This window comes from Trichococcus paludicola (genome assembly GCF_003052295.1).
Taxonomy (GTDB): domain Bacteria; phylum Bacillota; class Bacilli; order Lactobacillales; family Aerococcaceae; genus Trichococcus; species Trichococcus paludicola.
This window is the reverse complement of the sequence record NZ_QBLC01000003.1, coordinates 323541-342220: the sequence shown is the minus strand read 5'-3', so window position 1 is coordinate 342220 and position 18680 is coordinate 323541. Positions and strand designations below refer to the sequence as shown.

The 18680-nt window shown below is 49.6% G+C and carries 15 protein-coding genes; all 15 read right to left on the bottom strand.

The genetic code is table 11. The annotated features are described in order from the left end of the window. Positions 1–20: 20 nt before the first annotated feature. Positions 21–1346 carry a 6-phospho-alpha-glucosidase gene (locus tag C7R56_RS06480; protein ID WP_107995742.1) on the bottom strand — a complete coding sequence of 442 codons (1326 nt, stop codon included), beginning with the start codon at positions 1344–1346 and terminating at the stop codon, positions 21–23. 31 nt (positions 1347–1377) lie between these two features. After that, positions 1378–2967, bottom strand: a complete 1590-nt coding sequence (locus tag C7R56_RS06475) for a PTS transporter subunit EIIC (RefSeq protein ID WP_107995741.1) — start codon at positions 2965–2967, stop codon at positions 1378–1380. A 152-nt stretch (positions 2968–3119) separates the two neighbouring features. Further along, positions 3120–3905, bottom strand: coding sequence for a MurR/RpiR family transcriptional regulator (locus tag C7R56_RS06470; protein WP_107995740.1), 786 nt, complete (start codon positions 3903–3905; stop codon positions 3120–3122). Between the two features lie 162 nt (positions 3906–4067). Beyond that, positions 4068–5747 (bottom strand): peptide ABC transporter substrate-binding protein, encoded by a 1680-nt coding sequence (locus C7R56_RS06465; RefSeq protein ID WP_107995739.1) that lies wholly within the window; start codon positions 5745–5747, stop codon positions 4068–4070. A gap of 249 nt (positions 5748–5996) precedes the next feature. Beyond that, positions 5997–7487: a glycoside hydrolase family 32 protein gene (locus C7R56_RS06460; RefSeq protein WP_107995738.1), complete on the bottom strand. Its 1491-nt coding sequence runs from the start codon at positions 7485–7487 to the stop codon at positions 5997–5999. Between the two features lie 77 nt (positions 7488–7564). After that, positions 7565–9043 (bottom strand): sucrose-specific PTS transporter subunit IIBC, encoded by a 1479-nt coding sequence (locus C7R56_RS06455; protein WP_107995737.1) that lies wholly within the window; start codon positions 9041–9043, stop codon positions 7565–7567. A gap of 299 nt (positions 9044–9342) precedes the next feature. Then, complete coding sequence (locus tag C7R56_RS06450) at positions 9343–10695, bottom strand: leucine-rich repeat domain-containing protein (protein ID WP_107995736.1); 1353 nt, start codon at positions 10693–10695, stop codon at positions 9343–9345. Between the two features lie 275 nt (positions 10696–10970). Beyond that, a complete protein-coding gene (locus C7R56_RS06445; protein ID WP_107995735.1) occupies positions 10971–11261 on the bottom strand; it encodes a hypothetical protein in 291 nt (96 codons plus the stop codon). Positions 11262–11582: 321 nt separating this feature from the next. Beyond that, complete coding sequence (locus tag C7R56_RS06440; RefSeq protein ID WP_107995734.1) at positions 11583–12494, bottom strand: AEC family transporter; 912 nt, start codon at positions 12492–12494, stop codon at positions 11583–11585. A gap of 174 nt (positions 12495–12668) precedes the next feature. Then, entirely contained in the window at positions 12669–13487 is an 819-nt protein-coding gene (locus C7R56_RS06435) for a carbonic anhydrase (protein WP_107995733.1), read from the bottom strand. A gap of 190 nt (positions 13488–13677) precedes the next feature. After that, a complete protein-coding gene (gene bioA / locus C7R56_RS06430; protein WP_107995732.1) occupies positions 13678–15021 on the bottom strand; it encodes an adenosylmethionine--8-amino-7-oxononanoate transaminase in 1344 nt (447 codons plus the stop codon). Positions 15022–15031: 10 nt separating this feature from the next. Further along, positions 15032–15724: a dethiobiotin synthase gene (gene bioD / locus C7R56_RS06425; protein ID WP_107995731.1), complete on the bottom strand. Its 693-nt coding sequence runs from the start codon at positions 15722–15724 to the stop codon at positions 15032–15034. Then, entirely contained in the window at positions 15717–16688 is a 972-nt protein-coding gene (gene bioB / locus C7R56_RS06420; protein WP_107995730.1) for a biotin synthase BioB, read from the bottom strand. The genes bioD and bioB overlap by 8 nt, the downstream gene beginning before the upstream one ends. A gap of 19 nt (positions 16689–16707) precedes the next feature. Further along, positions 16708–17307 carry a biotin transporter BioY gene (locus C7R56_RS06415; RefSeq protein ID WP_107995729.1) on the bottom strand — a complete coding sequence of 200 codons (600 nt, stop codon included), beginning with the start codon at positions 17305–17307 and terminating at the stop codon, positions 16708–16710. Between the two features lie 256 nt (positions 17308–17563). Next, positions 17564–18550: a LacI family DNA-binding transcriptional regulator gene (locus tag C7R56_RS06410; protein WP_107995728.1), complete on the bottom strand. Its 987-nt coding sequence runs from the start codon at positions 18548–18550 to the stop codon at positions 17564–17566. Positions 18551–18680 lie beyond the last annotated feature (130 nt).

The window sequence follows — 18680 nt, the reverse complement described above, 5'->3', positions numbered from 1 at the left end:
AAGTCGGGCTTCATTTACGATCAGTGCAATTCTGGCCAGTAATCTTTGTTGGCTTCAATCAAGTCATCCAGAATGTCCTTAGCAACTTTTGCGCTCGGGATTGTTTTCGATAACGTCAAGGCTTGCCATAATTTTTGATAGCTCTGTTCGACATAGGCTTCCACTACTAATTTCTCGACCGTCACTTGTTGGAACATCAAGGCTTGTTCAAATGCAGGGATTTTCCCTTGTACCAATGGTTCCGGCCCGTCATTCCCCACAACGCAAGGCACTTCCACCATCGCATCATCAGGGAAATTGGCGATGGCGCCATTGTTTTCCACAATCATCAGCATTCTTTCGTGCGTATTGAACGCAATCGCTCGGGCCAAGTCCACGATGAAGGAGGCATGGCTGTCGATATGGAATGCACCATCTACGGCGGTTCCTTTTTCGATGATAGTGCGTGCAGCAGTGAAGACTTCTTTTTCCCGACCATTCATTACTTCATTGGCACGCGTATAGTTGTGATCGGAATGCGCCACCTCATAATCCGGGTACAAATAATATTTCAAATAGGTATTCGGTAAATAACGCGGATTGACTGCTAATAAATCTTTTGCTTTTTTATGCGTTTCTTGCCAACTCTGATCCATATGTTGCGTGTCGACTTCAACTTGGGTCAAGTACCCGTTCTCTGCCACATAGTCGCGAATCTGATCAAGATACTCGTGACCCTCTTTATCTTTCACGCTAGTCCACCAGCCAAAGTGGTTCAATCCAAAGTAACGGACTTCCAGGTCTTGCGGATCTTTTCCGATGATTTGGGACATTCTGCGCAACGTTCCTACCGGCATATCACAGATATTCAGCACTTTAGAATTTGGGCGCAGGACACGGCAGGCTTCTGCCACAATCGCAGCTGGATTTGAATAATTCAGCATCCAGCAATCAGGCGAGTAGGTTTCCATGTGGTCGATGATTTCCAGCATTCCTGTGATGCTGCGCATACCATAAGCTATCCCACCGGGTCCGCAGGTTTCTTGGCCAATCACGCCATGACGCAACGGAATCTTTTCGTCCTTTTCGCGCATTTCATATTTTCCGACCCGGATGTGCGCCATGCAGAAATCTTTATCTGTGAACGCTTCTTTTGGATCGGTTGTGTAGGAGAACTTCAAATCAGGCGCCTGTTCTTTCAATAAGATTTCCAGGGCCTCACCCAGTACGGCTTGACGTTCTCCATCGTTGTCGTACAACACCAATTCGCGCATCGGGAAACGATCTATATTATCCAGCATCATCATCACGATTCCTGGCGTAAACGTACTGCCACCGCCAGCAATGACTACAGAAAATTTTTTCATAAACAATTCATCCTCACTTTTTGAATTCAATTTATTCTTCTACAATTTCTCTATTTAATACTGTATCAACGGCTCTACGAATACTGTTCACCTGCAAACCATATACGACTTGAACATTTTGGCCTTTCTTGATGATGCCACTGGCCCCGGTCTCATTCTTCAAGATCCCTTCGTTCACTTTTTCAGGATCGGTTAAAGTAAGTCGTAAGCGCGAGTAGCAGTTCGTAACCGTCTCGATATTCGCTTCGCCACCGAGAGCAGCAACGATAGTATGCGCCATTCCCAACTCATTTGCGGGTGCTCCTGCTTTAGCGCTCTTCGATTGATAATCTTTTTTCGAATACAAACGTGTTTCTAATCCCAACTCTTCTCTACCGATCGTTTTGTAATTAAACATCGTGATCAAGAAGCGGAACAGGAAGTAATACACTACAAAGAAGAATAAACCGACGACAATATACATTGGCCACGCTGTTCGTTCTGTTCCCAGCGGCACATTGTATAACAAAAAGTCTATTAATCCGTTTGGCCCTATTGCCCGCACGTTCAGAACATTCAGCAAGACCATGCTCAAACCACTTAAACCAGCATGTACAACAAATAATAAGGGAGCAACAAACATAAAGGAAAATTCGATTGGCTCTGTTACACCAGCAATCAAAGAAGTCGCTGCTGCAGGAATCAGAATGGCACGCGCTTTCGCTTTATTTTCCGGCTTGGCTGTATGGTACATCGCTAGGCAAGCACCAATCAGTCCGAACATTTTAGAAATACCGCGTGCATCCCAGATGACACTAGGCGCTAATAATCCGCCATCCGGATTTGCAATTTCAGCAAAGTAGATGTTCCGTGCTCCTTCAAAAATTTCGCCTCCGACCTCAGCGATACCGCCCAGTTCTGTGTATAAGAACGGCGTGTACACTAAGTGATGCAGTCCGGTCGGGATAAGCAAACGTTCCAACGAACCATAGAGGAAGACACCGAAGTTACCGCTTTGATTGATCAAGGTTCCTAAACTGCTGATTCCTCCTTGGAAGAACGGCCAGATGTAAGTGAACAAAATGCTCAAGGACACAAGGATAGGAATCAAGACGATGAAGACAAACCGCGTGCCGCCATAAATTTGGAATGCATTGTTGAATTCTTTGTTGGCATAGCGATTATGAACAATCGCGGTAACCACTCCTAGGAAGATGCCCAGAAAAACACCCATATCCAACACTTGGACACCTAAGACCATCGTCTGACCGGTCCCCTGCAGATTACCTTCGACAAGCATGCCTTGCAGACCCATGAAACGATTCATGGCATTAATGAAGACAAGATAACCGAGCAGAGCGATAAATCCTGCTTCTGATTTCTTCTTGTTGGCTAATCCAACAGCCAAGCCGACACAGAAAATGACGCCTAAGTTCACTAAAATGGAAACGAGCGATCCGGATAATATCGTTCCGAATCCGGTTGTGACCGGATTGTCTAAAAACGGTAAAACTTCCAACAGGCGTGCATTGGTAAATAGATTTCCGATGGCGATCAAGATACCCGCTATCGGTAAAATTAAAACGGGAATAAACATCGCTTTGGAAAATTTCTGCATCGTATCCATGACTCTCTCTTTCATTTGTTTCCCTCCAATATATGATTTCTTTAAGATGTTTACAGTGTAGCGAGAATCGTCCGGAAATAAAAGGCTTTCATGACGTTAAAAAACGTGTTCCGCAAAGACGAAACACGTTTCACTGACTATTCTGTTTGCTTCTGTTGCCATGCTTTTTAAGCTTTGCCTTCTTCTGTCTGTTCATCAACTTCATTGATTTCTTTCAGGTAACGGCTCAATAGATACTCCATAAGCAGCAACGTAAAGGGAAAGAAAGTATTGGGCAATAGATTCCTGTCATCGAGCTTGTGTTGATCGGTAACCTTAAAATTCAGATCGCTGCATTCACCGAGGCGATTGGGTGTTTCCTTCGTGAAGGCTACTGTAAAAATGCCCGCATTCTTCGCTTTCAGCACTTTGTCGATGACACTTTGCGTTTCTCCCGATTTGGAAATGGCTACGAAAGCCCCGATGTTCTTCAGATTATTCTCCAACACACCAATGGAATCCAATGTGGTGGCAAGGATGACTTGTTTCCCCAACAGCAACAGTTTTTTGTAGAGATATTCTGCTGCGATCGCCGAAAAACCGGCAGCATAGATGAAAATGAATTTCCCGTCCAAACTCAATACTTTTCCGATGAACTCGTCCATATCCTCTATTGAATTATGTTGCAGCACGAGCGCATGATCCAGTTGGAAAAATTCATCTTCCGAGGTTCCTGCAGGCACTGTTTCGGCATTAACAAGCGGCAACAAGTGATAATACAAATCAATGAAGCCTTTATATCCTAGCTTTTTGGACAAGCGGATGACACTTGCCGGTGAGGTGTAATTTTCTTTGGCAATTTGGCGGACACCCATTTGCAAAACGGTATCCATGTTGCTGATGATGTAGGTCAACAGTTGCTGATCTGATTCGCTCAATTCCTTACCTTGAAATAACTTGGAAATATCTACCACGCACGGATCCACTCCTAAAGTTTTTGTCCAATCCAGTATAACAAAAAAACTAGCCTTTTTTTATCCCATCAAAAAGAACCAGATACCTTAAGGCATAAGCTCCTCACCGGTATCTGGTTCATCAATCCATTTTATCCCTTAAAGCATCCGATCTACTCCAGTTTATTCTTCTATGGAAGCATAGCGATAGCTGTCGGGGCCGAATACTGGAATATACAGATCCTTCACATAGTCTTTCAGCAAGTATGCTCCAGCAGATTGATAAGTGGGAATTTGAACATAATGCTCCCCAATCGCAACTTGTTCCGCTTCGACCAGTAAATCCCAACGCGCTTCTTCATCATCATAAGCTGCTTTGGCAGTTTCAATCAGTATATCCACATCTTCAAAATCATAATTTCCGCGGTTGATATCCGAGTGGAACCGCTCGACATAATTCACGGGATCGGCAAAATCAGCAATCCAGTTAGCTGTGCCCATTTGGAAGGACCCATTGCGCAAGCTGTCTTGTTTAACGTTGAAAGGCACTTGGCGAATGGTGATCGTCAAACCAGGCAAGTTCCCTTGCAATTGGCTTTGGAAAAACTCCGCAAACTTTTTGGAATCTTCCGAATCAGTCGTCATCAATTCCAAGGAAATGGTTTCGACCCCCAACTCGCTGAGGCCTTTTTCCCAGGCCGTTTGAGCTTCTTCCAAGTTGTAACTAGTCAAGTCTCCCGCGTCTTCACGGAAATCTGCACCCGTTGCAGGATTCGCTGCCAAACCGTTTGGAACATATCCATAGATAGGAACTGACCCGTTCTTTAAGACATTTTCAGTATAATTGGCAGTATCCAGAGATTTTGTCAAAGCTTCACGAATGTTTTCATTCGCAAGCGCAGGAATTTCCTGATTCATTTCAATGAAGTTTGACGTTGTATTCATTTGAGAATGATAGTCTTCATTCGCTTTATTGGCAGCTACGTACTCCCCACTCAAAGCTGCATAATCCAGTTCATCCGCCTCATACAGATTTATAGCTGTCGAAGTTTCTTTCATGACTTGGACAATGACTTGATTTAAAGCAATCTCTTCCTTGCCCCAATACGAATCGTTTTTAGTGAACGTCCAGCTGCCACCTTTTGCCTGATTCCAGTCGGTCATCATGAACGGGCCATTATAGATAAGCGTGTCCGAACTCGCCCCATAGGCATCGCCTTGTTTTTCCACATATGCTTGATTTTGCGGGAAGAAAAAGGGCATGGACAAAAGATCCAGGAAATAAGGAGCCGGTTGGGCTAAGGTAACTTTCAGCTCTTTTTCACTGATGGCTTCCACCGCTAATTCTGCAGGGTCCATTTCACCGGCCAGAATTTCAGTCGCGTTTTTTATCAAACCGTCATACATGTACGAATAGCCGGCAGCCATTGCTGGATCGACCATTTTTCTCCAGGCATATACATAATCCGCGCTGGTTACTGGTTCCCCATTCGACCACGTGGCGTCGTCCCGGATCGTGAAAGTATAGACCAGCCCGTCCTCACTGACTTCTGGCATATTTTTAGCGGAAGCCGGCACGACTTCTCCGTTTAAATCCAGCGTGTATAGCCCTTCAAAGGCATTGTTCATAGCTGTGAAACTGACTAAATCCGTTGCTGCTATGATATCCATGGTGGGAATATCGGCACTTGCAGTCAATCTCAGAGCATTGGAGGAAGCGTTTTCAATTCCCGTCGAAACTGTGCCCGATTCGGTGCTGTCCATACTGGTGCTCCCATTACTGTTACCGTTACCGCATGCCGCCAGTAATCCTACGGAAAATAAACCCAACATCAACTGTATTTTCTTGTTGATTCTTATCATAAGTTTTCATCTTCCTTTACTATTTTTTTTCAAGCAATTCCCTGGTAAGTTTACTTGATTAAACTAATTATAGCAAGGCAGTCCTCAGTTTACGAATAATAAACAGATGCTTGCGTTTTTTTATATTATTTGCCTAGTAAAACTGTCCGGGGAGCGCCTCCGCCCCCAAACGCAAAAGAACGCACCACCCGTTTAGCTCTGCACTCAGAGCTAAACGGGTGGTGCGTTCAACTATCATATCCTGTTGCTTCAGGCCAATTCCCAAAGTTCGAGGCTGTAATCGATTGTGCTGCCTGCCGCGAGCGACAGGCCGGTTTCTCCCGCTTGCGGGAAGACGCGTGAAGTGAAGGTGCCTTCGCCATCGTTGATGAAGATTTCGATGGAGCTGGTGTCAACGAATATCTGAAGCTTGACTGTATCCATCTGTTCGACCGCCAGCGTGCGGGTCGTGCCGAAAGCTTCGGCGAACGGGATGCCACAGCGGCTGCGGTCGATTGTGATTTTCTTGATTGATGGATCCAAGGTGATGCGGAAACGTTTGCCGTTAGCTGCATCTTCGCAGAGATCCAACGTTACCAGACCGTGGTCAGCTGACACCGGTAAAGCCAGATCCAATTGGAGCTCATAGCAGTTTGCACCAGCACGGTCAATTGTCTTTTCGCCAAATAACAAGCCCGCGTCGGAAACAGTTTTCTCTTTGCGCAAGGTCACCAATTCGCGGACCGGTTGCTGGATCAGTTTTCCTTCTTTGATGGACAGTTCGCGCGGCAACGTCAGGCAGTGCGCCCAGTCTTCGCTGTCGGTCGGATACGCGACATCCGGCAAACCCATCCAAGCCGTCAAGATGCGGCGGCCATCCGGGCTTTCGGCGGTCTGGGTGGCGTAGAAATCGAAGCCGGCATCCAGTTCCTGGAAGCCATCATGCGTCAACTTCAGCTCATCCATCCGGAAATCATCAGCGATGACATAACCGGTCTGGAAAATGTTTTGGTAACGGTCGCCTTCCGGCTCCAGTCCTTGCGGCGAAAACAGCATCACCGTTTTGCCGTCGATTTCGAACAGGTCCGGGCATTCCCACATGAAGCCAAAGTCCGGCAAGCCGGCATCGACTTCACCCATCAATTCCCATTCCAAGGCATCCTTGGAACGGTACATCAGGATTGTGCCGGTTTCGTCGGTGCGTTGGGCACCGATGACGGCGTAATAGATACCGTGCTGCTCCCAGACTTTCGGATCGCGGACATGGTCAGTGTAGCCATCCGGTTTGCCGGCGATGGCAGGCGGAAGGAACTTCGTGAAGCTGCCGTCCTCTTCCATACGGGCAACAATCTGGTTGGGTACCCTTTCCCATTCTTCCGTACGGACATTGCCTGTGTACATGATGTGCAATTGGCCGTCCTTGACGAAACCGCTGCCGGAATAGACACCATGGCTGTCATACGCCGTGTCAGGCAACAACGCGACGCCCTCTTCGTTCCATTGCACGAGGTCCGTCGAAGTCAGATGGAACCAATGCTTCAAGCCGTGGACCGCGCCCATCGGAAACCATTGATAAAAGAGATGCCATTTGCCGTCGAAATAGGTGAAGCCGTTCGGATCGTTCAAAAGGCCTGTGTTCGGTTGGATGTGGTAGTTTTGGCGGAAGGGCGACTGCGCCACCCTTTTCGCCAATTCTTCCAGATAGTTATCGGAATAATCCGAGGTTTGTTTATAGCGCTCCTCGCGCGTCCATACTTTCATCGTTTATTCCTTTCCTTGTCAAATTTGTCCTCTGTCCAGCAGTCCAAGCCTGCCTATCGGAAATTAGACCGATTGGGTCACAGTGTTTCCTTATTCAGAGTTGAATGAACTTGTTCCTCATTTTTTTTTTTCGCTTCGCTTTTTGTCCAGTCGCGTTTGCTGAAGACGTAGGTCATGGATACTGTCGTGAGTGTTGCGATCAGCATGCCCAAAACGTAGATCCACAAGTCTTCTTGTTTGATCGAGATGACGCCCGGCAGGCCGGCTGCGCCCATTGCGATCGCTTTGACTTTGAAGAAGGAGATGAACGCGCTGCTGACGCCGGAACCGATCATCGCTGCGTAGAACGGGTAGCGGTATTTCAGGTTGATACCGAACATCGCAGGCTCAGTGATCCCCAAGTAAGCGGAGATTGCGGAAGCGGAAGCCAAGCTTTTCGCTTTTTGTTCCTTGATAATGAAGAACATCGCCAATGCGGCAGCTCCTTGAGCCACGTTTGACATAGCGGCGATTGGGAAGATGAATGTACCGCCTGTTTTAGCGATATCAGCCAACAATTGCGTTTCAACAGCGATGAAGCTGTGGTGCATACCGGTAACGACCAGTGGAGCGTAGAAGAAACCGATGATGGCTCCGCCGATGGCACCTGTCGTGTCATACAACCATACTAGGCTGTTTGTCATCACGTCGCCGAGTGTGCGCGTCAGAGGTCCCACCAAAGTGAAAGTCAGGAAGCCAGTGCTAATTATAGCGAACAGCGGTGTGACCAGGTTATCCAATGATGTGTGCACGCGTTTGTGCAAGAAAGTTTCGATTTTCGCCAAGATGTAAGATGCGAACAAGATCGGCAGTACTGTTCCTTGGTAACCGACTTTCGCGATTTCGAATCCGAAGATATCCCAGAAAGGCACTTCGCCTGCAGCCAAGACTGCTGGATAGTTGTAGGCATTGACAAGATCCGGGTGGACCATCAACATCCCCAAAACAGCTCCCAAGTATGGGTTGCCGCCGAATTTCTGCGTTGCGCTGAAACCGATCAGGACTGGAAGGAAGACATATGCCGCGTTAGAGAATGTGTTGATCATCGCTGCAAAACCTTCGATGGCCGGATAAGCTTCAATCAGCGATTTTCCGGTAACAAACAAATCCTGTGCCGTGAATACGTTGTTCAATCCCATCATCAAACCACAAGCTACGATGGCCGGGATGATCGGTACGAAGATATCCGAAAGCAACTTGACGCCTTGTTGGATCGGATTCAATTTTTGCGTGCCGGCTGTTTTGACTTCTTCTTTGCTCATGGCGTCGATTCCGGCCATTTTGATGAATTCTTTGTAGACTTCATTGACGATCCCGGATCCCAGGATGATCTGGTATTGACCAGCCGTTGAGAAAGTCCCTTTGACTTCGTCGCGTTCATCCAAGCCCGCTTGATCGACTTTGCTTTCATCTTTCAAAACCAAGCGTAGTCGTGTCGCGCAGTGCGTCGCCGCCTGTACGTTGTCTTTTCCACCGATGTCCGTCAACAATTCTTCTGCAATCTTTTTGTAATCCATTTTTTCTCCCTCTTCCCTTTAATCTGTTCTGCCTAAGAATAAGTGCAATAAAAGCTTTGTTTCATTTCATTTCGGAACCGGTTCCTTTCCGATTTAAAATGATAAGGAGCAGGTTTTTCATGTTGGTGAAACCGGTTCCTCTTGATATGAATAGTAAACCCTTTCAAAGATAAAGTCAAGCGTTTTTATAAAAAAAATCCTGCAAAAAATGAATCAGCAAAATGCACAAGCATCCCGGATGACAGGATACTTGTGCGTTCTCGGATTGCGATAATGATTTGTGGTCTGGTTCACCCTGCTCAATCGTTCCAAGAGATGTCGCAACCCGGCAGTGCGCCCTGCAGCTGTGCCTGATGTTCGACGCTGACGTTTGCTCCGCTGATGTAGAGCTTGCCTAAATTTGCCAAGCCCGTCAAAGGCGCGATATCGCTGATTGGATTCCCCTTCACATCAAGGTACCAAAGCTCCGTCAGGTTAGCTAAGGGCGTGGCGTCGCTGAACTGATTATCGGCCAAATTCAGATGTCTGACTTTGGCCAGATTAGCCAAACTGTCGATGGCGCTGATCCTGTTCTTAGACAGATCGAGGTAGACCAATTCTGTCAGACTTGCCAACAATCCAGAATCGCTCACTTGCGCCCCGCTTATTTCGAGGTGCGTTAGTTCAGTCAAACCCGTCAAACTGCCGATGTCCTCGACCGGGGTATTGTTCAGATCCAGACGGGTGAGCTTCGCCAGGTTGCCTAATGGCATGAGGTCGCTTATGGCGGTATCGCTCAGGTCCAGTGTCAACAGGTTTCCGAGTTCCACCAGTCCGTTGCCGTCGCTGATTTCCGTACCGCTCAAGTCCAGTGTCATCAATTGCGCCATGCTTGCTACGGCCCCCGCGTCGCTGATCGGCGTGTTCTCCAGTTGCAGGATGGTCAACTGCGTCAATCCAGATATGGCTGTGATATCAGTGACTTGCGTGTTGCCAAGGTTCAGGTAGCGCAGCTGCATCAATTCCGCTAAAGCAACGATACCCTCGACTTTTGTGTTGCGAAGGTTAAGCGATTGGAGCCCTTCCATGCCAGCTAAAGGACGGATATCAGCGACGGAGGTGTCGTTCAGATAGAGCGTCGCCATCTGTTTTAAATCAGCCAATGGTTTGATGTCTTCCAAATTGTTGTTGTTGAGGTACAGTGTCTTGAGCTTAGTCAGATTTGTCAATGCGGCAACATCTTCTACACGGGAATGGCTGATATCTAGATATTCTAATTGTGTCAACCCTGCCAGAGCGCTGATGTCACTGACTTCTGTTTGGTTCAAGTGGAGTGTCCGCAGATTCGTAAAGTGTTCGATCCCGTCGATGGCATTTATATCTTTGTTACCCAGATAGAGTGCATCGACCGATTCGACATCGATTGGTGAAAGTTCACCCTCTTCTTTGCCGATCAGCTTGCGGACGTATTGTTCCATATCTTCGTCGGCGAAAATCAGCGCTTTACCGCCTTCCGTAGCCTCATTTCCAGAACCTGTTTCTGCCTCGCTGACGGCTTGGGCGGAGCTCACTTTGCTAGTATTTTCCCCATCCAGGCCCGAAATCGTTGTGTCCGCACAACCCGCGAACATGACTAGAGCAAAGAGGGATAAAATCCTTATTCTTTTTTCCATAAAAAACAGCCTCCTTAGGAAAATTACGGGAGCTGACGACGGGATCCATTCCGATAGGGACCCTCAGACGAAGATTGCTGCATCAGATTGTTTGGATGCGAAAATGATCTGCTACATTCCCATTATAAGACTCCTTTGCTTTAAGCGCTAACATTTTGGGCTTCTTTCCTGAGTTAAACCCTCGACATGCGTGCGACTCTGCCTTTTCATTCAGAAAAATAGCCCGCGTTTTAGAGAACATCACTCCTCAACGCGGGCTATTTTCAATGAAGTTTCTACCGGACAGTTTCCGTAGCAAGCTTGGTTGCGGATTTCCTGAGTGCATAGACGAGGCTCAAGCCCAGTCCCAGCAGGACGACAGCGATAGCGACATAGAAGGCTTTCGTGAAGTCACCATTGTTCGCAGCAGCCAATGATGCCGTCACTTTCGGAGCGACGAAGGCGGCGCTCGAAAAACCGAACATGGACTGCCCGATCAGCGATGCATTCGAAGCGATCATCAGACCGGAAAAGACACCCATCGCGAACATCAGGATCAACAAATAGAAAGCCGGGGTTGCCAACATTTCTTTCCAGTTTTTGCTGGCGGTGATGACTTTTGTTGGAGCTGTAGACTTTCCCTGGAACGCAGCCTCTTCTGGAACAATTTGTTTGGGAGCTGAGCAGAGTGCGCAGCCCCCTGCTCCGGTGAGAGGCCTCTCACCGGAGCACGATGGTAGCTCGCGGTATCCATCTCCTGCGGGCACCTCCTTGTTGGAGGACAAGACTAGTATGTGAGCCGAACTTCGGCGAAGCCTGCGTTCGCCGGAGGAAACAAATTCCGCCCAACAAAAAACCACCCGCTACACAGGAACGGATGGTTTTGATTTTTTTTCATTTAACATTTTTTATCCCATGACCGCCAAAACGAGCGGCAGTGCGAAGATTCCAATCAAGATGGAGACGGAATTCATGAAGGCGGAGGTTTCGACGTCCCCGCCCGCTTCGTCGGTGAATCCAGTCGCCATGGATGCGATCGGCGAAAAGAACAGCATGCAGAGGATCGTCTTCACGACCATTGAGACCGGCAGGAAGAGCACGGTCAGGATGGAGAAAATCAGCGAAAAGCCGTAGCGGATGGCCAAGTATTTGAAAGCCAGCTTAAAGCGGTGCGCATCCAAGCCCAATTCCAAACCGATACCGATCATCAGCATCGCCAGGAAAGTATTGGCGCCGCCCACAGTTGACGTAAAGGTGATGACTGCATCCGGCAATTGCAACCCGAAGAGGCGCATCAGCAACAGGATCAAGTAGGTATCGAACAGCGGCGAAAGGAACATGAGCTTGAGGAAGCCGCCTAAAGTCGTTTTTTGTTTCTCATCCGCCACCGACCGGGACCAACCATAGCCGATTCCGGCAGCGCCGAAAGAATTGCCGACATCGAAAAGGGATGCGAAAATGATCGACTGCGGGCCCATCAATCCGGCAATATATGGCATCGCAAAGGCCCCGACATTGTAGCTGCCGAGGTTGATGATTCCGAAAGCTTGCGCTATGCCGCCTTTCCGCTGATTCACAAGATAGCCGGTGATTTGCAGGACCAAGTTAGCGAGGAGGCCGATTGCGGTCAAAAATAACAAGTTGTAGGTGATGTCGAACGTGTTGAAACTGGTGATCAGTGCGCAGGGCAACGTGATCCGCAGAACGATTTTCGAAAATTTTGGAAAATCATCCGCGCTTACCCACCCAATCCGTTTGATGACGTAGCCGATCACGATGATCAAAATCAGTGATGCGGCTTTTGCTGCTATTTCCCCCATTACGTTCCCCCTGCTCGCGTTTTTCCTTCAATTATAACAAAAAAATGCCATTGCATCCGATCTTTCTGTATTTTGTAATCGCGTTACGGTTTTCTTTGACTCCGGGCTGGGAATTGAAAAAAGTTCCGCCTGCCCCAATACGAATCGGGGAGAGGGAACTTTGAAAAAGGCTTGCTATTCTTCGTACTTCAAAATGGAACGTTCGCCCAATGGTTGGACTTCTCTATTGTTGCCTTCATAATATTCGTTGAAGGCCGCAATCTGTTCCGCGGATACCTCAACAGGATTCGCCATCACATACCACTCGACATTTTCGGTAAGCGGCGGTGTCGTCAAGGAGCCTAGGTAATGGTAATAACTTTTGTTGGCTGGAAGCAATTCAGCAACATTCAGGCTGAGTCCGCTCGCAACAGCAGATTCTTCGTTTGCCTGCACATCATCCAAAATCGCTTGAAAGGCCCCATTTTCTGCGCCTTCTTTAAAGAAGACCGCGATGACCGCCAAGCGTCCGTCCTGTGCCTTGTGGACAAAATGCAGCTCGATCGGGAAATTTTCCCCATTTAGAGTATGCTCACTCGGGGAATGCAGATGGAATTGCTTCAGCTCAAAACTGCGTCCGGCGATCGTCGCTTGGCCGCCGTCTTCAATTTCGATACTGTGCCCGTTGTCGACCACATCGATGATCTCTTCCGCATAATCCAATGTCAGGGAGCCGTCCGTGATCATCGGTTCTGCTGCACTCGTCTCGATATTGATTGGGGATTGCATCTCGCCGGATTCGAAGTCCCATTCATCCTGGTTCTCGTAATCCAACTGTTCCTCAGTGGCTGGTTCGGTTGTTTCTTCAACTACCGCTTCAGAAGTCTGTTCCGTTTTCGTTAGGACGCCGCTTTCCGCTGCCACCGTTTCTTCTTGGCCGCAGCCGCTCAGTCCCAATAGGGTGAATGCCCCCAGAACTGCCAAAACTTTTTTATACCCTCTTGCATCATTCATTTTTTCTTTTCCTCCTCTAACGCAATATCCACTTATTATATAATAATTCACAATTAAATTATTAAATCAATTTGGAAAAACAATAAATCAACAGAGGGTCCCTTTCGTTCCCTGCATTCAAAAGGATATTGCGGTGAGAGGACTGGCGGGGCTATCCCGTCCCATGTGCGGTTTTGGATGCCGTCAACAACTAGCTGCCGAGGACTGCCGCGATGGCCTCGGAGCAGAGGACGACTGCTTCCTCCAGTTCGGCTTCGGTAATCGTCAAAGGCGGATTGAAATAGAGCACATTGCCGAGCGGGCGCAGGATCAGCCCCTTCTCCAAAGCCTTTTTGTAGATCTGATAACCGATTCGCAAATCCGCATCAAAACCGGTCTTCGCCTGCTTATCGGTCACCAGCTCGATGGCATGGATCAGGCCGATATGGCGGATTTCGCCCACGTTCGGGTGATCCAGCAGCGTTTCGTCCAGGCGCTGGGTCAGATAGTGAGCGCGGATCACGGCTTTTTCGAGGATCCGCTCTTCGCGGAGCACCTTCTGGACCGCCAGCGCCGCGGAGCAGCCAAGCGGATTGCCGCTGTAGGTGTGGCTGTGCATAAAAGCCTTGCCTTCGCTGTATTCGGCATAGAAAGCATCATAGATTTTGTCCGTCGTGATCGTGATCGCCATCGGCAGGTAGCCGCCGGTGAGCCCTTTGGAGACGCACATGATGTCGGGGCTGACGCCGGCATGGTCGAAGGCGAACATTTTGCCGGTCCGTCCGAATCCGGTCGCGATTTCGTCGGCAATCAGCAGGACGTCGTAGCGGTCGCAGAGTGCACGCAATTTTTCCAGATACAGCGGCGGATAAATGCGCATGCCCGCACTGCCCTGCACCAAAGGCTCGACGATCATGGCGCAGGTTTCGGCTCCGTACTCCACGAAAGCTTTTTCGGCGTAGTCGAAGCATTCGCAATTGCAGCTCTCCCGATTTTTCTGGAACGGGCAACGATAACAATCCGGCGCCTGGATCTGATTTGTGTCCATCAGCATCGGCTTGTACATTTTGGCATACAGATCCATGCTCCCGACCGCCAACGCACCCAAAGTTTCGCCGTGGTAGCCCTCCGTCAGGCACATGAATTTTGTCCGCTCCTTGTGTCCGGTCTGGTATTGGTACTGGAAACTCATCTTCAGCGCGCATTCCACTGCCGCTGATCCATTATCGGAAAAATTGAACTTCGAGAGCCCGGCCGGGATGATTTCCATCAGTTGTTCGCATAAGGCAATCGCTGGTTCATGGGAAAAGTTTGCGAAAATCACATGCTCCAGCCGCCCGATTTGGTTGATGAGCGCTTCATTGATCGTTGGGTTGCAGTGACCAAGCAAGTTGCACCACCACGAGCTGACGATGTCAAGGTAGGCTTTACCTTCTTTGTCATAAAGATAGACCCCTTCGCCCCGGTCGATGATGATCGGCTTGAGCTCCTCATAATCCTTCATCTGTGAGCAAGGGTGCCAGATGTATTTCAGATCCTTTTCGACTAAATCCATGCGACCGCCCCTATCCATACAATACCGCCAGCGTCGCTGCATCGATGTCGATGGCTGCTTCACCCTTTTTCACGCAAGCGATGACGGGCACGCGGGTGAGGATTTCGACCATTTTCTTGTTGTCGCGCATCATCGCATCGGCCGCGTCATAACGGTTCAGGATGATCCCTTTCACCGGGATGCCGCGCCTTTTCATGTAGTCAATCGTGAGCACGGTCGCATTGATCGTGCCGAGGCCGGCATCCGCGACGACGAGTGCGCCCAGCCCCAAAGCCGTGATGACATCCTCAAGTAAAAGCTGCGCATCGTTGTCGTAGCGGAGCGGGCAGACGATGCCGCCGCTGCCTTCCATCGTCACGTAGTCGTATCTGGCCAGCGCTTGCTCATAGGCGGCCATCACGACCGCCATTTTGACGGGATTGCCCTCCAGCTTCGCAGCCAAGTGCGGCGATACGGCCTTTTCATAGACGTAAGAGACGAAATTCTCGGCTTCATCTTCGGCGATCCCCGCGACATCCGCAACGTATCCCGCATCCCCCGCGCGGAAGCCTGCCGCTGTCTTTTCGACTCCGCTGAGCGCTGCCTTGTAATATCCAGCGGAATGACCGGCTTCGCGCAATTTTTTGACGATTAGCGCCGTGACATAAGTCTTCCCGACATCCGTGCCGGTCGCAGTGACGAACAACCCTTTTCCATCAGTCATCGCTCAGGACCACCTCGTAACCGAGTTCGCTCAGCATGCGCATGTCCTGCTCAATCGTGATGCCGTCCGTCGTCAGCATATCGCCGGAAATAGCCGCATTGGCGCCGGAAAGGAAACACTGTCTGCCTTTATCCCCAAGCAGCCCCCTTCCGCCGGCCAACCGAATATAAGCATCGGGAGCCAGCATCCGGAAAATCGCGATGATGCGGCTCATCTCGTCATCGCTGACGACTTCGTTTTCCTCGAACGGCGTGCCCGGGATGGGATTCAGCAGGTTGACCGGTATCGAGCGGATGCCCATTTCGCGCAGGTCGATGACCATATCGATGCGGTCCTCCATCGTTTCGCCCAAGCCGATGATGCCGCCGCTGCAGACGGTCAGACCGGCCTGTTGCGCGGCACGGATGGCGGCGATCTTGTCGTCGTAGGTGTGGGTCGTGCAGACCTTCGGGAAATTCCTTCGCGAAGTTTCCAGATTATTGTGGACGCGCATCAATCCTGCCTGCTTCAGTTTGGCGAATTCCGTTTCCTCCAAAAGCCCGAACGATCCGCAGAGCGCGATGTCCGATTCCTTTTGGACGGCTTCCAGACTTTCGCAAACCTTGTCCACTTCCTTGCTGGACAAGGCCCTGCCCGAGGTCACGATGGAATAACGCAGCACGCCGCGCTCTTCATTGTATTTGGCTTGTTCGACAATCGTTTCCGATCCGATGAGCGAGTAGGCATCCACTTTCGTGCGGTAATAGCGGGATTGGGCGCAGAACTTGCAGTTTTCCGAGCATTTTCCGCTCTTGCCATTGATGATCGTGCAGACATCGAACACATTTCCACAGAAATGCTCGCGCACCTGATTGGCGGCTGCGCATAGTTCTTCGAGCGGCACTTCCGTCAAAGCCATAGCTTCCTCCTTAGTGAGGCGTCCGCCGGCGTAAAGCTTGTTTTTGAATATTTCCATTGTCGTCATTTCCACTGTCCTCCCTTTTCTAAAGCCCTTTTCTGATGACCGGAATCAGCCGTTTTCCGAGCGACGCGCCTAGGATGCACAACGCAATATCTCCCGGCACGGACAAAAGGAAACCGTACAGGAACAGCGGTCCCATCGCAATCGGGGCACCGATGACATAATTACAGATGATGTAATAATAGATCAGGCCGAACACATACACGATGCCGAGGCCGGTCAAGCTGGCCAGTAACAGTCGCTTGAACGACGGCTGCGTCACCTTATGCGCGATTACACCGGTCACATAGGTGCCGACGCAAAAGCCGATCAGATACCCGAAGCTCGGTTTCAGAATATAGCCGATGCCGCCGCCTTCAGCGAACACAGGCAAACCGGCCAGCCCCATCAGGACATATAGCGACACGCTTATTGCCCCGAGCCTTCCGCCCAGCAATACACCAGCCAGCATCGTGAAAAGGAACTGCAGTGTGAACGGCACAACCGGAACCGGCACGCGGATAAAGGCGCCGACTGCGATCAGTGCAGCGAATAAGGCGCACAGGACCATTTCCTTCGTTGTCAGTCTTCTGCTGGCCCGCTCTTCATTTTTTACGGATAATACAGTCTCTTTTTCGCTCATCATCATTCTCCATTCATTCTGATATTGTACTTGCATCAATAATTACATATGCAAAAAGTTATGTCAACCATATAAATATTAAAGGTTACAATGAAAAAGACTGAGAAAACATGCGAGCTATCCATTTTGGGCGTTTTAGGATCGGTGGTTCGGGATTTGTATTTTTTCTGTGTTATTGCGGACGGCTCAAAAAACGACACCCCAGCATTAGTTTGCTTGGGTGTCGTTTTTTGTTGTTTATTGATTCTTGCATATGCTATGGCTGATCATTTTTTTGGGTCGATTCCCTGATCAACAGCTCATTATCCAATGTTTGGATCTGGGCGACTTCTTTTTTCAAGATCAATTCCATCAGGATTTTCGCCGCCAGTTCGCCGGACTCCTGAAAAGGATAATGGACCGTTGTGATGCGCGGATAGACCGCTTCGGTGATTTCGTAACCACCAAAACCCGCCAAGGAAAGCTGATCCGGTATTTCGATCTGCAGTTCGTGGGCTGCGCGCATGATTCCGATCGCGATGTTGTCGGTCGCGCCGATCACGAAAGTCGCTTTTGATTGCGGCAGGATTTCCAGTGCCTTCTCGTAGGCGTCCTTCATGGCAAAGCTCGTTTTGACGAAGGTATAGTCGATGTCGTGGCCTTCGAAAGCCAGCTCGATGCCGTGGCGACGGGTCACCCCGACCGCTTTATCGGATTCGTCGACCCCGAAGACAAGAATGTTCCGGTGCCCGTTCGCCACCGCGTAGGCCCCGACCGAATGGCCCGCCTTCTCGTCATCATGGATGATGCAGTGGAAATCGGGATGCGATTGCCCGACGATGACGACGGGAACATCAGCATCTTCGAACGCCTTCACATGAGCCGGCGTGATGGCCGCCGCGAAGAAGACGATGCCGTCGACGCGCTGCTTCGCCAAGGTGGAGATGGCTTCAATTTCGCGCTCGCGGCTCTGATCCGCATTCGTGATCAACAGTTGGTTTTTGGAAAGGCGCAGACTGTTCTCCAAGCCCCGCAACGCTTCATTCGTCGCAAAGGAATTCAGACGCGGAATGATCGTCCCGACCATGTGCGTGCGCTTCGCTTTCAGGCTTTGGGCAAATTTATTCGGTTTATAGTCGTTCTCGGCGACGATCTCATCCAGCTTCGCCTTTGTTTTTTCGCTGACCGCCCCGCCGTTCAGATAGCGGGAAACGGTACTCTTCGCCACACCGGCCATTTTGGCGATGTCATTGATGGTGACCATGGATAGCGTCCACCCCTTTCTTGTGCTGCATAGCGGACTTTGTTCCGTATCCGTATACAAAATGATTCTCTGTCTTTGATTATACAGGTGTGAGGGGGGCGCCGCAACGGACCGGGGAGAAAATCTGGCT

Bases quoted from the DNA above. Each gene is read 5' to 3' on its own strand.
- C7R56_RS06410 (WP_107995728.1), bottom strand. From the start codon at position 18,550: ATGGTCACCATCAATGACATCGCCAAAATGGCCGGTGTGGCGAAGAGT.
- C7R56_RS06440 (WP_107995734.1), bottom strand. From the start codon at position 12,494: ATGGGGGAAATAGCAGCAAAAGCCGCATCACTGATTTTGATCATCGTG.
- C7R56_RS06465 (WP_107995739.1), bottom strand. From the start codon at position 5,747: ATGATAAGAATCAACAAGAAAATACAGTTGATGTTGGGTTTATTTTCC.
- C7R56_RS06415 (WP_107995729.1), bottom strand. From the start codon at position 17,307: ATGAGCGAAAAAGAGACTGTATTATCCGTAAAAAATGAAGAGCGGGCC.
- C7R56_RS06450 (WP_107995736.1), bottom strand. From the start codon at position 10,695: ATGGAAAAAAGAATAAGGATTTTATCCCTCTTTGCTCTAGTCATGTTC.
- C7R56_RS06480 (WP_107995742.1), bottom strand. From the start codon at position 1,346: ATGAAAAAATTTTCTGTAGTCATTGCTGGCGGTGGCAGTACGTTTACG.
- C7R56_RS06475 (WP_107995741.1), bottom strand. From the start codon at position 2,967: ATGAAAGAGAGAGTCATGGATACGATGCAGAAATTTTCCAAAGCGATG.
- bioA (WP_107995732.1), bottom strand. From the start codon at position 15,021: ATGGATTTAGTCGAAAAGGATCTGAAATACATCTGGCACCCTTGCTCA.
- C7R56_RS06455 (WP_107995737.1), bottom strand. From the start codon at position 9,043: ATGGATTACAAAAAGATTGCAGAAGAATTGTTGACGGACATCGGTGGA.
- C7R56_RS06435 (WP_107995733.1), bottom strand. From the start codon at position 13,487: ATGAATGATGCAAGAGGGTATAAAAAAGTTTTGGCAGTTCTGGGGGCA.
- bioD (WP_107995731.1), bottom strand. From the start codon at position 15,724: ATGACTGATGGAAAAGGGTTGTTCGTCACTGCGACCGGCACGGATGTC.
- C7R56_RS06445 (WP_107995735.1), bottom strand. From the start codon at position 11,261: ATGTTGGCAACCCCGGCTTTCTATTTGTTGATCCTGATGTTCGCGATG.
- bioB (WP_107995730.1), bottom strand. From the start codon at position 16,688: ATGACGACAATGGAAATATTCAAAAACAAGCTTTACGCCGGCGGACGC.
- C7R56_RS06460 (WP_107995738.1), bottom strand. From the start codon at position 7,487: ATGAAAGTATGGACGCGCGAGGAGCGCTATAAACAAACCTCGGATTAT.